The following is a 19,929-nucleotide window of genomic DNA, read 5'->3' as shown; positions in this document are numbered from 1 at the left end:
CGCTTAGAAGCCAGATCAAGAGCCAGATCAAGAGCCAGATCAAGAGCCAGATCAAGAGCCAGATCAAGAGCTGGGATGTTGGTTTGATTGTTGTTGATGTGTTGTTTGTTCGGGCCCTATCGCCGGCAAGCCGGCTCCTGCAGGGGCCGGCTTGCCGGCGATTGCGGTGGTGTGGCCATCGCGGGGTATGGCCCCGGCGAATTTGGTAACCACCGTTGTCACGAACTACGTAACTAACCGATGCCTGATATCATCCAGCACATTTGTGTTACAGCTTCATGGCAAAAGGAACGCTTACGTGAAACACATGCTCGGCCACCCCCGTGCCCGACTGGTCGCCCTGTGCACTCTGGTGCTGGCCATCCCCCTGGGCGCACGCGCCCTGCTCGGTTGGTCTGCGCCGCTCGGCTACCTCTCGGACCTTGCCGTCGGCAGCTTGCTGGTACTGCTGTTGCAACGCCGCGTCTGGTGGCTGGCACTGCCGCTGTTGCTCGCGTGGGGCGGGCTGTGGGTCGCTTCGGCGGAGCTGGTGAGCGCGGTGGGCCGCCTGCCCAACCCGTCCGACCTGCACTACTTGTTCGACCCGCAATTCATGGAAAACTCAACCGGCGGCGCCCTCTCACACCCTTGGCTGCCAGGGTTGCTGGGCGCAGGCCTGGCAGCCTGGCTGGGCAGTTGCTGGCTTGGCCGCGGCCAGCGCCGTACCGCGCTGCCGGGCAAGGCTTGGGCCTTGCCGCTGGTGCTGCTGGCGGGACACTGGGGTAGCCAGCAGCTCGCGCCGTCTGACGCCGATCAGTGGCGCCAGTACAATTTGCCGCATCAGTTACTCAGCGCTGCCAGTGGCGAACTGCAGCACCGCGCCCAGGTTCTGGTCAGCGGCGAAGCCACGGTCAAACCCTTGCCAACTGCCGGCCTGACCCAGGCCGACCTCGCCGGCCAGCGCCTGCTCAAGGGTACCGGCAACGCCCGCAACCTGCTGCTGATCACCGTAGAAGGCATCCCCGGGGCCTATATCCGCGCCAACCGCCAAGCCCTGGGCAGCCGCTTCGACCAGGATCTCATGCCGCGCCTTAGCCGCTGGGCCGACCGCGGCATGAACACCCCTGACTACGTGCTGCACACCCATCAGACCATCCGCGGCCTGTACGCCATGCTCTGCGGCGACTACGACAAGCTGGCCAACGGCACCCCCAAAGGCGTCGAGTTGCTCACACAAGATGTACGCAACCAGGCCTGCCTGCCGGCGCAATTGCGCCAGGCCGGGTTCACCACCCACTACCTGCAAGGCGCCGGGCTGCGCTTCATGGCCAAGGACCGCATCATGCCGCATATCGGTTTCGAGTCGGTGCACGGCCTGGAATGGTTCAACAACACAAACTACCTGGAATTCCCCTGGGGCAAGGACGACCGCGCCTTCTTCGAAGGCGCGCTGGGGTACGTGGGCGAGTTGCGCAAGCAAAAGCAGCCGTGGATGCTGACCCTGCTGACCGTAGGCACCCACCAGCCCTACTCGGCCCCAGACGACTATCTGCAACGCTACGACACCGCCAAACAGGCGGCGGTAGCCTACCTGGACGACGCCCTGGGCGATTTTCTCGACAACCTCGAACGCCAGGGCGTGCTCGAAGACACCCTGGTGGTGGTGACCTCGGATGAATCCCACGGCATCGACGGCGTGCGCCTGGCCTCGTCCTGGGGCTTCAACCTGACCCTGGCTCCCGACCAGGCGCAATTGCCAACCCTCAAGCGCGGCACCTACGGCCATGTCGACCTGGCCACCTCGCTGCTCGATTACTTCGCCCTGCCGATTCCCGCCGCACTGGGCGGGCGTTCGCTGTACCGCGACTATGACAGCGGCCGCGAGATGATCTCGTTCACCAACGGCGTGCTGCGCTACCACGACGGCCAGGGCACCTTCAGCGAATGTGATTTCCAGCAACGCTGCCGGCGCTACGCCAGCGAGGGTTTTATCGCCGACCAGGCGCGCTACCTGGGGCGCGGCGACAGCACTCTCGGCCCACAGCTGAATCTGCTGGCCAACACCCTCGACCAATCGCTGCTGCAAACCCCGCTCAACCTGCGCTACCAGTTCGGCGGGCCGTCGCCGATCGCCCTGCACGAGCGCATTCGCGACGACTGGGCTGACAACCTGATCGGCGCCCAGTACCTGGAAATGCCCGAAGGCTCACGCACCAAGGTACGGATCAAGGTGCGCGCCCTCGACCCGCAGCACGAGGCCTATATCCGCCTCAAGGCCAAGGAATTCGAGCAGGACGTGCAACTGGGCCTGCCCGATGAGGTGCTGGTGACCGCTGACCAACCCATGGAAATGGAGTTCGACTTCGACAACCCCTCCGAGCGCAAGGCATTCTCCTTCCACCTGCTGGGCTACGGTGGCGGCGAGGTGGAAGTCAGCGACTTCAGCGTCATCACCGCGCTGCCGGGCGAGGAAGAGGCCAACGAAGAGCACCCCATCGCCCATTCCGGCTGATGCCATAAACGCTGCCGGCTTGTGCAGAGGCCGGCAGCGCTTCACCCATCACAGGCCCTGAACAGGCAAGCAACGCGCCGCGGATGTGCTTTGCTTACAGCAAGCCCGTACCGGAGCACGCCCGATGAAGATCGTGATCACCAGCATTCTCGTCGACGACCAGGCCAAGGCCCAGGCCTTCTACCACCATGTGCTGGGCTTTCAGCCCAAACACGACATCGCCATGGGCAAGCACCGCTGGCTGACCTTCACCTCCCCCAACGACCCCAATGGCGTGGAGCTGCTGCTCGAGCCCGACGCCCACCCGGCTTCGAAAACCTACAAAGCCGCACTCAAGGCAGATGGCATCCCCGCCACCTCGTTCGGTGTGCGCGACGTGCAGGCCGAATACACCCGGCTGTGCGCCGCAGGCGTGCAGTTCACCCAGCCCCCCACCGACATGGGGCCGGTGACCGTAGCCGTATTCGACGACACCTGCGGCAACCTCATCCAGATTGCCCAGCGCCACTGAACAGCACCACCCACCCTGCAGACAGCCCAGCGCACCTGGGCTAAATTGCCGACATCCCCAGCGCAGCCATAACAAGGAAAACCCATGCGCTACGAATTCAGTGAAGTCCTCAACGACCTGATCGACTACTTTCTGCTCGGCGACATTCAACTGCTGTACACCTTCAAACAGGAAAACGACCTGCCCGACGACCTCGCCCGCGCGTTCACCACCGGCGACAGCGGCGACCAGGCCGTGCGCGAAGGTGTGGTCTTGCCGCTGGCGGGCATCGACAACCTGCCCTACCGCATCCTGTTCACCCTGGACGGCCACACGCCGGCGCTGCTCGAGCCCGGCAGCCGGCTCAAGCACCGCTGCGGCGGCTACCGGCTGCGGGTCGAAAACCGCGCGCTGATGCTGTTCACCTGGCGCATCCTGCAGCACTTCACCAACAAGACCCTGGGCGACCTGATGGCCCGCTATCAGGAGCCCGGGCGGCCGATCATCGAGCTGGACAATGGCTGGTACGAGGTAGAGGTGCTGGCAGGCGCCCTGGTGCGTGACGGGTTGTACGAACCGGCGTTCGAATTCGTGCTGAAGAAGACCTGGCAGCAGCAAGGGGCGCAAGCAGACCTGGGGTACCGGTACACGTTGCGCGGTTACTTCGACTGACACCTGTCGCGGGCAAGCCCGCTGCCACGGGCCCCCGCGATGCGTTTACCGGTTCAGGCGATGTCGCGGTCCTTGGTTTCGGGCAGGAAGAAGATCCCCAGCACAGCGGTCATCACCGCGATCACGATCGGGTACCACAGCCCGTAGTAGATATCCCCGGTGGCCGCCACCATGGCGAACGCCACAGTAGGCAGGAAGCCACCGAACCAGCCGTTGCCGATGTGGTACGGCAGCGACATGGAGGTGTAGCGGATGCGCGCCGGGAACAGCTCCACCAGCCAGGCAGCGATCGGGCCGTAAACCATGGTGACGTAGAGCACCAGGATGCTCAGCAGCAGCAATACCATCGGGTAGTGGATTTTCGCCGGGTCGGCCTTTTCCGGGTAGCCAGCCTCTTTCAATGCCGTGCCCAGGGTGGCGGTGAAGGCATCGTTCTGCGCCTTGAAGTCCGCGGCCGCCAGGCTGCTGCCATCGAAGCTTTGCAGCACCCGCTCGCCGATGCGCACCTGGGCCACGCTGCCGGGCTCGGCGGCCTGATTTTCGTAGGGGATGGCGCGCTTGGCCAACAGGCTCTTGGCGATGTCGCAGGAGCTGGTGAAACGCGCCTTGCCCACCGGGTCGAACTGGAACGCGCACTGACCGGGGTCGGCCACCACCACTACCGGGTTCTGCTCCTGGGCGACGAACACGTCTGGGTTGCCGTACTCGGTCAGCCCCTTGAAGATCGGAAAGTAGGTCAGCGCCGCGAGGATGCAGCCGGCCATGATGATCGGCTTGCGGCCGATGCGGTCGGACAGGCTGCCGAACAGAATGAAGAACGGCGTGCCGATGATCAGCGACCCGGCAATCAGCAGGTTGGCGGTTTGCGGGTCGATCTTGAGCATCTGCAACAGGAAGAACAGCGCATAGAACTGCCCGGTGTACCAAACCACGGCCTGGCCGGCGGTGCCGCCAAGCAGCGACATGATCACCACCTTGAGGTTGTCCCAACGGGCGAACGACTCGGTCAGCGGCGCCTTGGACGCCTTGCCCTCGGCCTTCATCTTCATGAACACCGGCGACTCGTTGAGCTGCATGCGGATGTACACCGAAATGGCCAGCAGCAAGATCGACAGCAGAAACGGTATACGCCAGCCCCAGGCCTCGAAGGCCTCGGTGCCCATGGCGGTACGGCAGGCCAGAATCACCAGCAGCGACAGGAACAGGCCCAGGGTGGCGGTGGTCTGGATCCACGCAGTGAAGAACCCGCGCCGCCCCTTGGGCGCATGCTCGGCCACGTAGGTGGCAGCACCGCCGTACTCCCCGCCCAAAGCCAGACCCTGCAGCAGGCGCAAGGTGATGAGAATGACCGGCGCCGCCACGCCAATGGCGGCGTAGCTAGGCAGCATGCCCACCACGGCAGTGGACAGCCCCATGATCACGATGGTGATGAGGAAGGTGTACTTGCGCCCGATCATGTCACCCAGGCGGCCGAACACGATGGCGCCGAACGGCCGTACGGCAAAGCCTGCGGCAAACGCCAACAAGGCGAAGATGAAGGCAGTGGTTTCATTGACCCCGGCGAAAAAGTGCTTGGCGATGATCGCCGCCAACGAGCCGTAGAGGTAGAAGTCGTACCATTCGAACACGGTACCCAGCGAGGACGCGAAGATGACCTTGCGCTCCTCCTTGGTGATGCCGCGTTGGGGCGCGCTATTGCCCGTGGATGCGCTGCTGTCGAGGACCGCCATGGGTCGCCTCCGTCATGGTGATGGACCGGAGTGCCCCAGGCGAATCCATACGCACGCACCCAGCCCGAGGGCTATCAGGTTGCGGCGAAGCACGGCGAGGCCAGGCCTCGGATCGCGGCAAGGTAACAAAAAGCATAATCGGCTTTGCCGGGATAGCCAGTGGCCCTCGGCATTGCGCTGATCGCCTGCAGGAGATCACCCACGCTGTCGCGCAAAGAACAGAATTCGTAAGCGCGCCACATACTCCGTGGGGGCGGGTTTACCGGAGTGCCGCACCACCGCGAAGCAAGCGACGCGGAGTCTGGCACCGGCTTCGCCGGTGTTCGCGGCTGCAGTCGACCCGAATAATCTCATTAAAATCAGGTAGTTATGACTTTTTATTAGAAGTTACCTTAAGAAAACACATGAATATTTCGAAAAGCAATTACTCTATATTTATCAAATAGTTAAATCACAAACTTAAAATCAAAATAACAGTCGGAACCACCTTGCAAAACCCTCACCCCGCCCTGCGGCCTCTGGTCGCACCTCGCTCCCCCTTGGCAAAACCGCCACAGCCCGTAAAATCGCGCTTCCTTTTCGCCCGTCGCCCTACCCGGTGGCCAGCTTCGCGCAAAGACAGCGTCCGTGCCTTTCGCCACATCGCGCATGTGCAAACAGGCTCAACCGCCCCCGCCCGGCCTTCCCGCAACAGGCCCAGCGGTTGACTCTTGCCTAGCTCGCATCCCGCCCCAGGCCACAGCGCACACCCCCGCGCAAACGAAAAGGCGCATACCCGCTTTTTCCAACCTTGAGGTACGTATGTCTCCGCGTTTGCTGGCGATGGCGCTGGCACCCCTGCTCGGCTTGTTCATCATTGCCCTGGGCAATGGCTTTTTGTCGTCGCTGACCACCCTGCGCCTGGGCGCGGCCGGTGAATCGGCCACCACCATCGGTATCGTCTCCTCGGCCTACTTCATCGGCCTGACCCTGGGTGCGGTGTTCAACGACCGGCTGATCCTGCGCATCGGCCATATTCGCGCCTACAGCAGCTTCGCCGCACTGATCGGCGCCACCATCCTGCTGCAGGGCCTGTTCTACGACACCACCTGGTGGTCGGTGCTGCGCCTGATCAACGGCTGGGCCGCAGTGGGTGTGTTTCTGGTAATCGAAAGCTGGCTGCTGCTGGCCGGTGACGCGAAGATCCGCGGCCGCCTGCTGGCGCTTTACATGATCGCCTTCTACGGCGCCGGGGTGATTGCCCAGGCCGCGCTGGGCGAAATCACCGCCCTTGGCGACAGCGCACCGTTCATGCTGGCCGGCATGCTCGCCACCCTGTCGGTGCTGCCGATCGTGATCCTGCCGCGGGTCTCACCCTTGCTGGAACAGGTAGAGCCGCTCAAGCCGCGCCAGTTGCTGGGTGTGGCCCCTACCGGGCTGGTGGGTTGCTTTGGCTCGGGGATCATCATTGCCGGTATTTATGCGCTGCTGCCGCTGTACTTGCAGCGTGTAGGCCTGGATGTGGGCGAAGTCGGCACCATGATGGCCTGGGTGATCCTCGGCGCCATGTTGCTGCAATACCCGGTGGGCCGCTGGTCCGACCGCAAGGACCGCCAGGACGTGCTGATTGCCCTGGCGGCCATGTGCACCGTGCTGTCGCTGGTGATCGTGGTACTGCCGGTGGATACCATCGTGCTGCCGGCGCTGTTGTTCCTGCTGGGCGGCGGCGTGTTCGCGCTGTACCCGGTAGCGGTCAGCAGCGCCGCCGACCGCGCCCCGGCCGATGCGCTGGTGCCGATGATCCAGGGCCTGCTGCTGATCAACTCGCTGGGCTCGGCCCTGGCGCCGCTGGCCATCTCGCCGATGATGACCTCTTATGGTGAAGTCGGCCTGTTCTGGGCCTTCGCGGCGATCAACCTGGCCATGGTCGGCTTCTTCATGTGGCGCCGCGGCAAGCGCCCGGCGCCGGAGCACCCGGCACCGTTCGCCCCTACTGCGACCTTCTCTCCAAGCGGCGCAGAGCTGCGGGTGACCGAGGACCTGATGCACGCAGCCCAGGAACACCCGACCCTGGAAGCCATGGAGCCGTCCACCAGCGCTCACTCAGGCCCACGTCAGGCGCCACTCGACTGATCGTTCGGGGCCGCCACGCGGCCCCGCTGCCGACCGCCCGTCGCTCGACGGGCACCTCGGCCTGCCTGCCACGGCCCAAACCATGACAGTTCATCCAACAGGAGAATGACCATGGTCAGCACCCGCCCCCTCGCCTTGCTGTTCGCCCTCGCACTGGGCTTCGCCTCGGCTGGCAGCTATGCCGCCACCGACATGAACAGCACCGGCAGCCAGCCCAAAGCCGAACATTCCAAGGGCGACCACCCCAAAGGCGAGACTGCCGGTGAAGGCAGCAGCGTCAACAGCCAAGGTGGTACCAAGGATAACGACAGCAGCGACACCGGTACCAACTCCGATGCGGCCGACGGCCCTGCAGGCGGTTCAGGCAGCACCGGTGAAGCCACCGGCACCGGTGCCGGCGCTTCGGGCGGCACCGCCGAGGACCAGGACAGCCGTTGAGCCAGACTCCAGCGCTTGTGTTAAACACGGCTAAGGATCGATTGCCATGAAGCTCAGGTACTGGCCGCTAATGGCTCTTCTGCCCTTCGCGGTCCACGCCGCGCAGGTCAACCACAGTCCGGCGCTGGCCATCAGTTCGTCATCGTTCACCGACGGCGGCGTGATCGCCCTGCAACAGGTCGGGCCCGACCCGGCCTGCGGCAGTGGTGAAGAAAAGACCCCGCAGGTGAGCTGGAAGAACCTGCCGCAAGGCACCCGTTCGCTCGTGCTGGTGATGTTCGACCCTGACGGTGGCAAAGGGCTGGGCGTGGTGCACTGGCTGGCCTACGACATCGACCCGGCCAGCGGCCGGCTGGATGAAGGCGCCGGCGGGCAGAGCAGCCAGTTACTCAAGGTAGGGCGCAATTCCCGCGGTACGCTGCAATACCGTGGCCCCTGCCCGCCGGCTGGCGACAACCCACACCATTACGCGCTGACCCTGATCGCCACCGACCTGGCGCCGGGCAACCTGGCCGAAGGCCTGGACCGCCAGCAATTGATGGAGGCCTTGCAAGGGCATGCGCTGGGTGCGCAGAGCCTGGTGGGGCGGTATGGGCATTGAGGCGCTGGTTTTGTAAAGGCTGTACCGGCCTAATCGCCGGCAAGCCGGCTCTCATAGAACAAACTACAACTCATTGATTTAACACGGCTCCCGTGGGAAGCGGCCTTGTGTCGCGATGGGGCGCGAAGCGGCCCCAAGGCCTCAGCCTCATGCAAAATTGCCGGGGCTGCTGCGCAGCCCATCTCGACCGGACGGCGCCCCGGCAAGGCCGCTTCCCACAGGGGCCGCGGTACACCTGCGAGACTAGTTCTCTGCGCGACAGCGCAGCCCGAAAGGGCTGGGTGATCTCCTGCAGGGGAGCGCTCTTCTCTGTAAGCCGGCTTGCCGGCGATGAGGCCATCCGCCACAGCACAAACATCGGCCCCTGCAGCTAAGCCTCATGCACCCGGCTTGATACCGGCCAACTGCCGGCGTAGCTCATCCCCCGCCCCCTGCGCCTGGGCCAGCATGGCCCGCAGGCCCTGCACCTGGGCATCACGCTGTTCGAGCTGGGTTTCCAGCAACTTGCGTGCATCCACCGCCTGGCGATGCTCGGCCAGCAAGCTGCCATTTTCGCGGTTCAGCCGGGTCGATTCTTCCTGACGGGCGATAGCGCCCTGTTGCAGCGTGTGCAACTGGCCCTGCAACTGGCGCACCTGGTTTTGCTGACGCAGTTGCTCCTGCTCGTGGCGGGCCTCGATGGAAAGAATCTGCGCGGCCTTGTCATCCAGGCGGCTTTGCAAGGCGGCCACCTGCACCTCGTACTGCTGGTGTGCCGCGGCCAGTGCGCGCTGGGCCAGCTCCAACTGGGCCTGCAGCTGCTCGCGCTGCTCACCCAATAGCACTTCAGCAGCCTCGACCCGCGCCTGGGCCTCTGCCTGCAGCTGCGTTGCCAACTGCTCGACCAGGCGCGTCAGCGGGGCGCTCAGGCAGGCCTTGTTGTTCAGGGTTGGCGCAGGCTGGTCCAGTTCCTTGAGCAGGCGGTGGATGGTCGATTTCGAGCCGGTATTACCCAACTCGATACGTACCGCATCGATGCTCGGGTTCTCACCGCGGGCCACCAGCGCATCCCTTGCCTGCTGCACTGCTTCTTTGCTGATACCTGCCCGGGACATGCTGTGCTCCGCTGTTGACACGTGGTATGTACCACGAAAAATGGCGGCAATTGTGCAAGGCTGTCCAGGCAGGCACAAGCCCCCTAGCGCCAGTACTCCGTCTGCTCCACCACCTGCATGTGCTCGGCAAACAGCGGCGGCAGTTGCTCTTTCAGGTAGTCGATCCAAGTACGCACCTTGGCATCCAGATAATGCCGCGACGGGTAGATGGCGTAGATCTCCCGCTGGCGCAGCCGGTGCGGCGCCAGCAGGCGGCACAGGCGCCCTTCTTGGATCGCCTGACTGGCCGAATAGTAAGGCAGCAGGCCCACGCCCATGCCCAGCTCGGTGGCCCGCAGCATGGCGTCGGCGACGTTGGTGAGGAAGGTGTCCTGGGGCACGATCACGCAGGTGTCCGGCGCCTCGCCGAACGACCAGTCTTCTTCGAATAACGGGTCGACGGTGCGCAGGCACACATGCTGGTGCAGATCTTGCGGGCGCTTGGGCACACCATGGCGCTCCAGGTACTCGGGGGACGCGCAGAGAATGCTGTGGATGCTGCCCAGGGGGATGGCGATCAGCTGCGAGTCCGGCAGCCCCTGGCCGATGGTGATCACCACGTCATGCCCTTCGGCCAGCGGGTCGGGGTTGCGCTGCGACAGCGTCAGCTCCATCACCACCTCAGGGCAGGCGGCGTTGTAGCGCGCCACCAGCGGCATCATCAGCAGGCCCAGGCCGTGGGTGCAGTGCAGGCGCAGGCGGCCACGCGGCGTAAGGTGCGCACCGCGCGCCTCGTCCATGGCTTCGGTGGTCAGCAGCATGATCTGCCGCGAACGCTCCAGAAAGCGCTCGCCCGCCTCGCTCATGCGCAGGCGGCGGGTGGTGCGGTGCAACAGGCGGGTCTGCAGCTGGTTTTCAAGCTCCGCGACAATCCGCGACACCTGCGCCGCCGAGATATCCAGGGCGTTGGCGGCGGCGGCAAAGCTGCCGCATTCAACCACTCGGGCGAAGGTACGCATCGCATGCAGCATGTCCATGGGCTGGCGCTCTCATTCCTACATTAAAAGCAAGAATCTATCACGGGGCAGCCCATTTATTGTGAAACACAAATGAATGGATCATTAGGCATTCCTGAAACACCCGGAGCCTGCCATGAAACGTTCGATTGCTTTCGCCACCCTCGCCGCCACCCTCGCCTCGTTCGGTGCCTTTGCCGACAGCGGCGCCGCACCTGCTGAAGTCGACTACCAGTACGGCATGCCGCTGGATGTGGCCAAGGTGATCTCGCTGACCCCGGCCAGCCCCGGGCGTGACTGCCAGGTGGGCACGGCGCATATGGTCTATGTCGACCATCAGGGCCAGACGCATTCGATCGATTACCGTGAAATGGGCACCTGCTCGCAGCAATAAAATGCCCGTTGCGTATCCCTGCCAGGACCTATCGCCGGCAAGCCGGCTCTCATAGAACTGCACATAACTCATTGATTTAGCAGGGACCTGTGGGAGCGGGCTTGCCCGCGAACACCGGCGAAGCCGGTGCCAGACACCGCGTCGCCTGCTTCGCGGTGGTTCGGCACCCCGACAAGCCCGCTCCCACAGGGGCCGCGGCGGGCTCGTGCCCAGTTCTCTACGCGACAGCGCAGCCCGCAGGGCTGGGTGATCTCCTACAGGCGTAGCCGTTAACCTAAGACGGCGTTGATCCAGCAGACCTCGCGCTCGAATGCCTCAACCTTCTCTACCGGTACCGCTGCCTTGGCCCGCGCAAAATTGGCCAGCGCCTGCTGCTTCTGGCGCAGCATGCGCTGCCACTTGACCATGAACGCCGGGCTGCGCTCGGCCATCAGCAATGGCCCGAAGTACAGTTGCTCAGGGCTGTAGCCCTGCCCTTCGCCCCGCTCGGCGACGATGATTTCGTAGTCGAAACGGTTCTCCCGCAGCACCTCTTCCGCCACGAACCGGTAGCCGTTGCCGGCCAGCCACTGGCGCAGCGGCTGCTCGCCACCGTTGGGCTGCAACACCAGCCGCTCGTGGCCGGCCAGGTGCGCCTTGCCGCTTTCGAGGATGTCGCGGATGGTCTCGCCGCCCATGCCGCAGATGCTCACCGCCGTAATGCCATCGCCCGGCTGTATGGCTGCCAGGCCACTGGCCAGGCGTACGCTAGCCTGCAACTCCAGGCCATTGTCGCGCACGCTGCGCTGGGCAGCCTGGAACGGCGTGAGCGCCACTTCACCGGCCACCGCGGCGCTGATTGCCCCGCGTCGCAGCAGCGCCACCGGCAGGTAGCCATGGTCCGAGCCGATATCGGCCAGCCGTGCGCCGGCCGGGATGTGCGCCGCCACCCGCTCCAGGCGCATGGATAAAGTGTTCTGGTTCAACGGTTGCCTCGTTCTGCTGCATGCCCGGCGGCTACGGCCGGATTGGGGGCGCGATTCTGCCCGGCGCGGTCGGGTATTACAAATTCGCACGACCGGCACCCCGCTCGACCCACCCTGCCGGCTCGCGTAGGCTTGGCGCTTTCCTTCCGTAGCAAGGCAAAACACCCATGGCAAACGCAGACATCATCTACACCCCCGACCCGGACGCGGACTCAATTTCCTCGGACGTGGCCGAGTACAACGGCATCCTGGTCAGCACCCAGATCCCGGTGCGTGCCGACGGCAGCCTGGAGCTGGGCGACATCCAGACCCAATGCGAAGCCACCCTGCAAGCGCTGAAAGTGGCCCTGGAAAAGGCCGGCAGCGGCATGGACCGCGTGCTGCACCTGACCATCTACCTCACCGACATGGCCGACCGGCCGGTGTTCAACGAGGTGTATCAGCGCTTCTTCAGCAAGCCGTGGCCGGTGCGTGCTGCGGTGGGCGTGGCGTCGCTGGCGTTTGAGGGCATGCGTGTGGAAGTGACCGCAATGGCGGCCAAACGCTGAAATTGCCATCGCGGGGCAAGCCCGCTCCCAAGGAGCGCCCCATGCTTGCCTCGCGATAATGCCCTCCCGGCACCCCGCGCGTGCCCCAGACCCATTTCACCGCTACAATGCCCGCCTTACCGTGACCGCCCGAACCATAACGACATGTCCCTTCCAAAAAATCACCTGGAACTGCTCAGCCCTGCCCGTGACGTGAGCATCGCCCGCGAGGCGATCCTGCACGGCGCTGACGCCATCTATATCGGCGGCCCGAGCTTCGGCGCGCGCCACAACGCCTGCAACGAAGTCGGCGATATCGCCGAGCTGGTCGAGTTCGCCCGGCGCTACCACGCCCGGGTATTCACCACCATCAACACCATCCTGCACGACAACGAGCTGGAGCCGGCGCGCAAGCTGATCCACCAGCTGTACGACGCCGGCGTAGACGCGCTGATCGTGCAGGATCTGGGGGTGATGGAGCTGGATATCCCGCCGATCGAGCTGCACGCCAGCACCCAGACCGACATCCGCACCCTGGAAAGGGCCAAGTTCCTCGACCAGGCCGGCTTCAGCCAGCTGGTGCTGGCCCGCGAGCTGAACCTGCAGCAAATTCGCGCCATCGCCGCCGAAACCGACGCAGCCATCGAGTTCTTCATCCATGGCGCGCTGTGCGTTGCGTTCTCCGGCCAGTGCAACATCTCCCACGCCCAGACCGGCCGCAGCGCCAACCGGGGCGACTGCTCCCAGGCCTGCCGACTGCCGTACACCCTCAAGGACGACCAGGGCCGCGTGGTGGCGTTCGAAAAGCACCTGCTGTCGATGAAGGACAACAACCAGACCGCCAACCTGCGCGACCTGGTGGACGCCGGCGTGCGCTCGTTCAAGATCGAGGGCCGCTACAAGGATGTGGGTTATGTGAAGAACATCACCGCCCACTACCGCAAAGAGCTCGATGCCATCCTCGAAGACCGCCCGGCCCTGGCCCGCGCCTCCAGCGGCCGCACCGAGCACTTCTTCGTGCCCGACCCGGACAAGACCTTCCACCGCGGCAGCACTGACTACTTCGTCAGCGACCGCAAGATCGACATCGGCGCCTTCGACTCACCAACTTTTACCGGCCTGCCGGTGGGCGTGGTGGAAAAGGTCGGCAAGCGCGACCTGCTGGTGGCCACCGAGGTGCCGCTGACCAACGGCGATGGCCTCAACGTGCTGGTCAAGCGCGAAGTGGTGGGCTTCCGGGCCAACATCGCCGAGCTCAAAAGCGAGTCCGAAGAAGACGGCCAGAAGCGCTACCGCTACCGCGTCGAGCCCAACGAGATGCCCGAGGGCCTGCACAAGCTGCGCCCCAACCACCCGCTGTCGCGCAACCTCGACCACAACTGGCAGCAGGCGCTGCAACGCACCTCGGCCGAGCGCCGGGTGGGCATCGAATGGCACGCTGTGCTGCGCGAGCAGCGCCTGATGCTGACCGCCAGCAGCGAAGAAGGCATCAGCGTGCAAGTGGCGCTGGACGGCCCGTTCGGCGCCGCCTACAAGCCGCAGCAGGCGCTGGAGCAGTTGCATGACCTGCTCGGCCAGCTGGGTACCACCATGTACCACGCCAACGCCATCGAGCTGGACGCGCCGCAGGCGTACTTCATCCCCAACTCGCAGCTCAAGGCCCTGCGCCGCGAAGCCATCGAGGCGCTCACCGCAGCGCGCATCGCCGCCCACCCGCGCGGTAGCCGCAAGGCCGAAACCACACCAGCGCCGGTGTACCCCGAGTCGCACCTGTCGTTCCTGGCCAACGTGTACAACCAGAAGGCCCGCGACTTCTACCACCGCCATGGCGTGCAACTGATCGACGCCGCCTACGAGGCCCACGAAGAGCACGGCGAAGTGCCGGTGATGATCACCAAGCACTGCCTGCGCTTCTCGTTCAACCTGTGCCCGAAACAGGCCAAGGGTGTGACCGGCGTGCGTACCAAGGTGGCGCCGATGCAACTGATTCAGGGCGATGAAGTGCTGACCCTGAAGTTCGACTGCAAGCCGTGCGAGATGCATGTGATCGGCAAGATGAAGGGTCATATCATCGACCTGCCGACCCCAGGCAGCGCGGTGGCCCAGGTGGTTGGCCACATCAGCCCCGAAGACCTGCTCAAGACCATTCCGCGCGCACCGCATTGATCGTGCGCCTGCACTGATAGCTTCGCGGGTAAACCCGCTCCCACAGGGTTCGCATGACCTGTGGGAGCGGGTTTACCCGCGAAGGGGTCGGCACAGAAGCATAAAGGTCTCAAACGAGACACCTGCCACCATTTCCTGCACAATGCCCCGCATGCGACCCACGCGAGGCATTCAGATGCAACCCACGCCCCACGACGAACGCCTGATCAAGGCCCTGGCCCACGCCATCGTGGTCCACCCGCGCGCCACCCTCAAGGAGCTGGCCGAAGCCGCCGGCGTCAGCAAGGCCACCCTGCACCGTTTTTGCGGCACCCGCGACAACCTGGTGGCAATGCTCGAGCAGCATGGCGAACGGGTGCTCAACCAGGTCATCGACAACGCCGCCCTGGCCAGTGCCGAGCCGCAGGCTGCCATACGCCACCTGATCGGCGAGCACCTCAAGCACCGCGAGATGCTGGTGTTCCTGATGTTCCAGTACCGCCCCGACACCCTGCTGGGTGACAGCGAAGACCGCCGCTGGCTGGCCTACACCCGGGCCATGGACGCGTTCTTCCTGGGTGCCCAGCAGGCGGGTGTGCTGCGCATCGATATCAGCGCTGCGGTATTCACCGAAATGTTCCTGAGCATGATCTACGGCATGGTCGACGCCGAGCGCCGCGGCCGCGCCGCCAGCGCCAATTCGGCGCAGGCGCTGGAGCAGTTGTTCCTGAGCGGAGCCAGGGCGAACAGTTGATCAGCGCCAGGGAGCGGGCAGGCCTCAATGAAAATCCCGGCTCCGCACAGCCAGCCCCTGCAACAACACGCTCACATCCTCCAGGCGCCGCGCAATCAGGTGGCGCACCCCGTCCTTCTGTTCCAGCCGGCCACTCACCTTGAGCAGCTGCGACCCCACCAATGCCTTGCGCTGGCGTTCGGCCAGGTCACGCCAGACCACCACATTGAGCAGGCCGTGTTCGTCTTCCAGGGTGACGAAGGTCACGCCACTGGCCGTCTGCGGCCGCTGCCGGCCGACCACGATGCCGGCCACCGCGATGTTGTCGCCATCCCCCACACCGGCCAGCTCGGCGCTACTGCGACAGCCAAGGGCGCGTAAACGCGAGCGCAGCAAGGTCAATGGGTGCGGGCCCAGCGTGGTGCCCAGGGTTTGGTAATCGGCCAACAGGTCCTCGCCCACCGTCGGGGCGGGCAGGTCGACAAACGCCTCGGCTGTTGGCTGCACCTGTGCGAACAACGGCAATTGCGCCTGCACCGCAGCCACTTGCCAGCGCGCCTGGTGGCGGTCACGGGCCAAGCCACGCAGGGCCCCGGCATCGGCCAGTTTCGCCCGGGCACGGCTGTCCAGGGCGGCGCGCAGGCACAGGTCTTCTATATCCTGCCAGGGCCGTTGCGCGCGGGCCTGCTCCAGGCGCAGGGCGTCGGCCTCGTTGAAGCCGCGGATCTGCCGCAGCCCCAGGCGGATGGCCAGCTTATCGCCTTCAAGCGGCTCCAGGGTGCAATCCCACTGGCTGTGCAGCACATCCACCGGGCGCACCTCGATGCCCTGTCGGCGCGCCTCCTGCAGTAGCTGGTCAGGGCTGTAGAAGCCCATTGGCCAGCTGTTGACCAGGGCACAGGTGAAAATCGCCGGCTCGTGGCACTTCAGCCAACTGCTGGCGTAGCACAGCAGGGCGAAGCTGGCGGCATGCGACTCAGGGAAGCCATAGCTGCCAAAGCCCTTGATCTGCTCGAAGATACGCTCGGCAAAGGCCAGCTCGTAGCCATTGCGCAGCATGCCGTCGATCAGGCGTACCCGGTGCGGCTCCAGGCCGCCGTGGCGCTTCCAGGCCGCCATGCTGCGGCGCAGCTGGTCGGCTTCGCCCGGGGTGTAGTCGGCGGCCACCATGGCCAGTTCCATCACCTGCTCCTGGAACAGCGGCACGCCCAGGGTGCGTTGGAACACCTCCTTGAGCTTTTCCGACGGGTAGGTGACCGGCTCAAGCTCCATTCGCCGGCGCAGGTACGGGTGCACCATGTCGCCCTGGATCGGCCCTGGGCGTACGATCGCCACCTCGATCACCAGGTCGTAGAACGTGGCCGGTTTGAGCCTGGGCAGCATGGCCATCTGCGCCCGCGACTCGATCTGGAACACGCCCATGGTTTCGGCGCGGCTGATCATCGCGTAGGTGGCAGGGCACTCTGCGGGGATGCTGGCCAGGGTCAGGGCGCGGCCTCGGTGCAAAGCCAGCAGGTCGAAACAACGCCTAAGGGCGCTGAGCATGCCCAAGGCCAGCACATCGACCTTGAGCAGGCCGACCATGTCCAGGTCGTCCTTATCCCACTGGATCACCGTGCGCTCGGCCATGGCCGCGTTTTCAACCGGCACCAGTTCGTGCAGCGGCTGCTGCGAGATGACGAAGCCGCCCGGGTGCTGCGACAAGTGCCGGGGGAAGCCGATCAGCTCGCCGGCCAGCACCAGAATGCGCCGCAGCGACGGGCTCTGCGCATCGAAACCGGCCTCGGCCAGGCGCTCGGCGTCGGGGATGCGGTCGCTCCAGCGCCCGCAGCATTTGGCCAGGGCATCCACCTGGTCGGCCGGCAGCCCCAGCACCCGGGCCACATCGCGCACCGCACCGGCAGCGTGGTAGCTGCTGACCACGGCGGTAAGCGCAGCGCGGTGCCGGCCGTAGCGGCGGAACACGTACTGGATCACCTCTTCGCGGCGCTCGTGCTCGAAGTCCACGTCGATATCCGGCGGCTCGTTGCGCTCGCGGGACAAAAAGCGCTCGAACAGCAAACGGTGCTGCATGGGGTCCAGCTCGGTGATGCCCAGCACGAAGCACACCACCGAATTGGCCGCAGAGCCCCGCCCTTGGCAGAGAATGTGCTGGCTGCGGGCAAAAGCGACGATGTCGTGCACGGTAAGGAAGTAGCTCTCGTAGCCCAACTCCTCGATCAGCGCCAGCTCATTGGCCAGCACCGCGTGTACCTGCTCGCTCGGGCCCTGCGGCCAGCGCTTGGGCAGCCCGCACTGGCACAAATGCCGCAGCCAACTGGCGGGGGTATGGCCTTCGGGCACCAGCTCACGTGGGTACTGGTAGTTGAGCTCACCAAGGTCGAACGTACAGCGCTGGGCGATGACCTGGGTTTGTGCCAGCAATGACGCAGGGTACAGCTCGCCCAGTTGCTCCCGCGTGCGCAGGTGGCGCTCGCCATTGGCGAACAGGTAGCGCCCGGCCTCGGCCACGCTGCAATGCGCACGGATGGCGCTCATGCAGTCTTGCAGGGCCCGGCGCCCGCGGGCATGCATGTGCACATCGCCGCAAGCCACCAGCGGTATGCCCAGCTCTTCGCCCAGGGCCTGAAGCCCTGACAGCTTCGCCGCATCATCGGCGCCACGATGCAGGTGCACGGCAAGCCAAAGGCGCTTGCCGAACAGCTCGAGCAAGCGCTCCCCGGTGGTGCGGTCAAGGGCTGGCTCGGGCACCCACAAGGCCAGCAGCCCCTGGTGATGGTCGGCCAGGTCCTGCGTCAGCAGTTGGTAGCTGCCCTTCTCGGCTCGCCTTCGGCCTTTGGTGATCAGGGCGCAGAGGTTCTGGTAGCCGGTGAGGTTTTCTACCAGCAAAACCAGTTTCGGCCCTTGTTGCAGGCGCACCTCACTGCCGACTATAAGCTTCAGCCCGTGCGCCTTGGCCGCCTGCCAGGCGCGCACGATACCGGCAAGGGTGCATTCGTCGGTAATCGCCAATGCTTGGTAGCCCTGCTCGCTGGCCCGGCGAAACAGCTCATCGGCACTGGAGGCGCCACGCTGGAAGCTGAAGCTGGACAGGCAGTGCAGCTCGGCATAATGCGGTGCGCTCATGCGAACCAGCCTTGCAACCACAGCGGCCCGGGCTGGGCCAGGTCACGGTAGGCCCAGCCATGCAGGCCGTCGCGGGTTTCGATACGGTAGTAGTCGCGGCGCACATCGCCGCCGTCCCACCACCCCGACTCGATACGCTCAGCCTGGCCGAGCCACTGCAGGCCGGTTTCAGGCAACGCCAGCGGCTCTGCCAGCAACCACCCCGGGCGGCTGCCCGGGGCGACCAGCATCGCCGCCGGCCCGCCCTGCGGCGCCCCTTGCCAGGCACGTTCCGGGCGATGGTCGTCTGCGGCCTGCAGGCCCTTGACCGCCTCGTCGCCCAGCCGGGCCCGCAGGCGCTCGCGCAGTTGCTCCCAGGGCTGGGCCTGCTGCGCGCGCGGGTCGAACAGCGCGCGGTGTTGCGGCACGAACGCTGGCAGGTCGGCGGCGACCAGCCGCAGGTTACGCACCGGCGCCGGAATGCGCAGCGGCTCCAGGCGCCCACGGGCCAGTTCGAACAGCATCGCCGCATCCCGTTCGGCTGCCAGCAGGCCGACCGTCAGCACCGTGTCCGGGCCTTCGGCATGCTCCAGGTGCAGTGCAAAACGTTGCACACCGCAATCGCGCCCGGCAAGAAAGGCTGCCAGGTCGTTGAGCAGGCGGCGCAGCGGAAACAACAGCGCCTGGTGCGATTCAACGTCGAAGTTAAGCTCCAGCCGCGCCTCGAAGCGGTCGGGCGGCTGGTAGTAGCCCAGCCCCAGCGAGCGCAGGCCGAACAACTGGTCGAGGTGCAACTGCACCTGCACGTTGAAACGCCGGGCCAGCGCATCGCGCGGCAATGCCTTGACCTGGCCGAGGTTGCGCAGGCCCATGCGTAAAAAGGCTTCGCAGGCGTCTGGTGGCAGCCCTGCACGCTCGATGGGCAGGTTGAGCAAGGCGTCGCGGGTTTCATCGACCGTGCTGGCAGCCAACCCGTCGTGGGCATTGGCCAGCATTCGCGCCGCCACCGGGTTGCTGGCCAATACAATGCGGTTGCGCAAGCCCAGCCCGGCCAGCTCTTCGCGCAGACGGGCCTGGAACAACGGCCAGGGCCCGAACAATTGCAGGCTCGACCCCACTTCGATCAACAGCGCCCGCGGGTAATGCACACTGACCTGGGCACTGAAACGGTAGGCCCAGGCGGCCAGCAGTTGTTGCAGGTGCTCGATACGCGCAGGGTCGGGCTCGATACAGGTGAACCCGTCAGCCAGCGCCCTGGCGGCGGTGAGTGCCTGCCCCGCCTTGAGCCCAAGCTTGGCCGCTGCGGGGTTGACCGCCTGCAGCACACGACGCTGCACCGGGCCGCCAATCAACACCAAGGGCGTATCGGGGTCGTCACGCTCGCGCAGGATGCTGTCCAGCGCCAGCTGCGGTAACAGGATGCAGGCCCAGAGCATG

Annotated in this window: 16 protein-coding genes; 10 read left to right on the top strand and 6 right to left on the bottom strand. The window is 65.3% G+C overall.

What is annotated here, in order from left to right; all coding sequences use genetic code 11:
* Positions 1-307: 307 nt before the first annotated feature.
* The 3 genes from KSS93_RS16215 to KSS93_RS16205 all read left to right on the top strand — a co-directional run bounded on the left by KSS93_RS16215 (position 308) and on the right by KSS93_RS16205 (position 3,653).
* A complete protein-coding gene (locus KSS93_RS16215) occupies positions 308-2,491 on the top strand; it encodes an LTA synthase family protein (RefSeq protein ID WP_437182127.1) in 2,184 nt (727 codons plus the stop codon).
* Between the two features lie 124 nt (positions 2,492-2,615).
* Entirely contained in the window at positions 2,616-3,002 is a 387-nt protein-coding gene (locus KSS93_RS16210) for a VOC family protein (RefSeq protein WP_217885005.1), read from the top strand.
* 84 nt (positions 3,003-3,086) lie between these two features.
* Entirely contained in the window at positions 3,087-3,653 is a 567-nt protein-coding gene (locus KSS93_RS16205; protein WP_217885004.1) for a hypothetical protein, read from the top strand.
* 53 nt (positions 3,654-3,706) lie between these two features.
* Here KSS93_RS16205 and KSS93_RS16200 read toward each other — a convergent pair whose 3' ends face one another.
* Positions 3,707-5,383, bottom strand: a complete 1,677-nt coding sequence (locus KSS93_RS16200; RefSeq protein WP_217885003.1) for an MFS transporter — start codon at positions 5,381-5,383, stop codon at positions 3,707-3,709.
* A gap of 801 nt (positions 5,384-6,184) precedes the next feature.
* Here KSS93_RS16200 and KSS93_RS16195 point away from each other — a divergent pair.
* From KSS93_RS16195 to KSS93_RS16185, 3 genes are all read left to right on the top strand, one after another.
* Positions 6,185-7,495, top strand: a complete 1,311-nt coding sequence (locus KSS93_RS16195) for an MFS transporter (RefSeq protein ID WP_217885002.1) — start codon at positions 6,185-6,187, stop codon at positions 7,493-7,495.
* A 111-nt stretch (positions 7,496-7,606) separates the two neighbouring features.
* On the top strand, positions 7,607-7,933 hold the full coding sequence (locus tag KSS93_RS16190) for a hypothetical protein (RefSeq protein WP_217885001.1): 327 nt from the start codon (positions 7,607-7,609) through the stop codon (positions 7,931-7,933).
* Positions 7,934-7,979: 46 nt separating this feature from the next.
* Complete coding sequence (locus tag KSS93_RS16185) at positions 7,980-8,534, top strand: YbhB/YbcL family Raf kinase inhibitor-like protein (protein WP_217885000.1); 555 nt, start codon at positions 7,980-7,982, stop codon at positions 8,532-8,534.
* A gap of 377 nt (positions 8,535-8,911) precedes the next feature.
* Here KSS93_RS16185 and KSS93_RS16180 read toward each other — a convergent pair whose 3' ends face one another.
* Positions 8,912-9,628, bottom strand: coding sequence for a DNA-binding protein (locus tag KSS93_RS16180; RefSeq protein WP_217884999.1), 717 nt, complete (start codon positions 9,626-9,628; stop codon positions 8,912-8,914).
* An 83-nt stretch (positions 9,629-9,711) separates the two neighbouring features.
* On the bottom strand, positions 9,712-10,644 hold the full coding sequence (locus KSS93_RS16175) for a LysR family transcriptional regulator (protein ID WP_217884998.1): 933 nt from the start codon (positions 10,642-10,644) through the stop codon (positions 9,712-9,714).
* 115 nt (positions 10,645-10,759) lie between these two features.
* On the opposite strand from KSS93_RS16175, the gene KSS93_RS16170 reads away from it, so the two are divergent.
* Positions 10,760-11,017: a DUF2790 domain-containing protein gene (locus KSS93_RS16170; RefSeq protein ID WP_217884996.1), complete on the top strand. Its 258-nt coding sequence runs from the start codon at positions 10,760-10,762 to the stop codon at positions 11,015-11,017.
* Positions 11,018-11,286: 269 nt separating this feature from the next.
* Here the strand turns inward: KSS93_RS16170 and KSS93_RS16165 are convergent, their stop codons facing one another.
* Complete coding sequence (locus KSS93_RS16165; protein ID WP_302474047.1) at positions 11,287-11,982, bottom strand: tRNA (adenine(22)-N(1))-methyltransferase; 696 nt, start codon at positions 11,980-11,982, stop codon at positions 11,287-11,289.
* A gap of 167 nt (positions 11,983-12,149) precedes the next feature.
* Between KSS93_RS16165 and KSS93_RS16160 the strand changes: the two genes are divergently transcribed.
* From KSS93_RS16160 to KSS93_RS16150, 3 genes are all read left to right on the top strand, one after another.
* Positions 12,150-12,530 carry a RidA family protein gene (locus KSS93_RS16160; RefSeq protein ID WP_217884994.1) on the top strand — a complete coding sequence of 127 codons (381 nt, stop codon included), beginning with the start codon at positions 12,150-12,152 and terminating at the stop codon, positions 12,528-12,530.
* 144 nt (positions 12,531-12,674) lie between these two features.
* On the top strand, positions 12,675-14,675 hold the full coding sequence (locus KSS93_RS16155; protein ID WP_217884992.1) for a peptidase U32 family protein: 2,001 nt from the start codon (positions 12,675-12,677) through the stop codon (positions 14,673-14,675).
* A gap of 175 nt (positions 14,676-14,850) precedes the next feature.
* Positions 14,851-15,408, top strand: coding sequence for a TetR/AcrR family transcriptional regulator (locus KSS93_RS16150; RefSeq protein ID WP_217884991.1), 558 nt, complete (start codon positions 14,851-14,853; stop codon positions 15,406-15,408).
* A 24-nt stretch (positions 15,409-15,432) separates the two neighbouring features.
* Here KSS93_RS16150 and KSS93_RS16145 read toward each other — a convergent pair whose 3' ends face one another.
* Both KSS93_RS16145 and KSS93_RS16140 read right to left on the bottom strand, forming a co-directional pair.
* Positions 15,433-18,513 (bottom strand): error-prone DNA polymerase, encoded by a 3,081-nt coding sequence (locus KSS93_RS16145; protein ID WP_217884989.1) that lies wholly within the window; start codon positions 18,511-18,513, stop codon positions 15,433-15,435.
* A complete protein-coding gene (locus KSS93_RS16140) occupies positions 18,510-19,928 on the bottom strand; it encodes a Y-family DNA polymerase (RefSeq protein WP_217884988.1) in 1,419 nt (472 codons plus the stop codon). The genes KSS93_RS16145 and KSS93_RS16140 overlap by 4 nt, the downstream gene beginning before the upstream one ends.
* Between the last annotated feature and the right edge of the window lies 1 nt (position 19,929).

This window comes from Pseudomonas xanthosomatis, from assembly GCF_019139835.1.
Lineage (GTDB): Bacteria > Pseudomonadota > Gammaproteobacteria > Pseudomonadales > Pseudomonadaceae > Aquipseudomonas > Aquipseudomonas fakonensis.
This window is presented reverse-complemented; position numbering and strand designations above follow the sequence as displayed.

Coding starts and splice junctions, on each gene's coding strand:
- KSS93_RS16215 (WP_437182127.1), top strand. CDS start 308: ATGCTCGGCCACCCCCGTGCCCGACTGGTCGCCCTGTGCACTCTGGTG.
- KSS93_RS16210 (WP_217885005.1), top strand. CDS start 2,616: ATGAAGATCGTGATCACCAGCATTCTCGTCGACGACCAGGCCAAGGCC.
- KSS93_RS16205 (WP_217885004.1), top strand. CDS start 3,087: ATGCGCTACGAATTCAGTGAAGTCCTCAACGACCTGATCGACTACTTT.
- KSS93_RS16200 (WP_217885003.1), bottom strand. CDS start 5,383: ATGGCGGTCCTCGACAGCAGCGCATCCACGGGCAATAGCGCGCCCCAA.
- KSS93_RS16195 (WP_217885002.1), top strand. CDS start 6,185: ATGTCTCCGCGTTTGCTGGCGATGGCGCTGGCACCCCTGCTCGGCTTG.
- KSS93_RS16190 (WP_217885001.1), top strand. CDS start 7,607: ATGGTCAGCACCCGCCCCCTCGCCTTGCTGTTCGCCCTCGCACTGGGC.
- KSS93_RS16185 (WP_217885000.1), top strand. CDS start 7,980: ATGAAGCTCAGGTACTGGCCGCTAATGGCTCTTCTGCCCTTCGCGGTC.
- KSS93_RS16180 (WP_217884999.1), bottom strand. CDS start 9,628: ATGTCCCGGGCAGGTATCAGCAAAGAAGCAGTGCAGCAGGCAAGGGAT.
- KSS93_RS16175 (WP_217884998.1), bottom strand. CDS start 10,644: ATGGACATGCTGCATGCGATGCGTACCTTCGCCCGAGTGGTTGAATGC.
- KSS93_RS16170 (WP_217884996.1), top strand. CDS start 10,760: ATGAAACGTTCGATTGCTTTCGCCACCCTCGCCGCCACCCTCGCCTCG.
- KSS93_RS16160 (WP_217884994.1), top strand. CDS start 12,150: ATGGCAAACGCAGACATCATCTACACCCCCGACCCGGACGCGGACTCA.
- KSS93_RS16155 (WP_217884992.1), top strand. CDS start 12,675: ATGTCCCTTCCAAAAAATCACCTGGAACTGCTCAGCCCTGCCCGTGAC.
- KSS93_RS16150 (WP_217884991.1), top strand. CDS start 14,851: ATGCAACCCACGCCCCACGACGAACGCCTGATCAAGGCCCTGGCCCAC.
- KSS93_RS16145 (WP_217884989.1), bottom strand. CDS start 18,513: ATGAGCGCACCGCATTATGCCGAGCTGCACTGCCTGTCCAGCTTCAGC.
- KSS93_RS16140 (WP_217884988.1), bottom strand. CDS start 19,928: ATGCTCTGGGCCTGCATCCTGTTACCGCAGCTGGCGCTGGACAGCATC.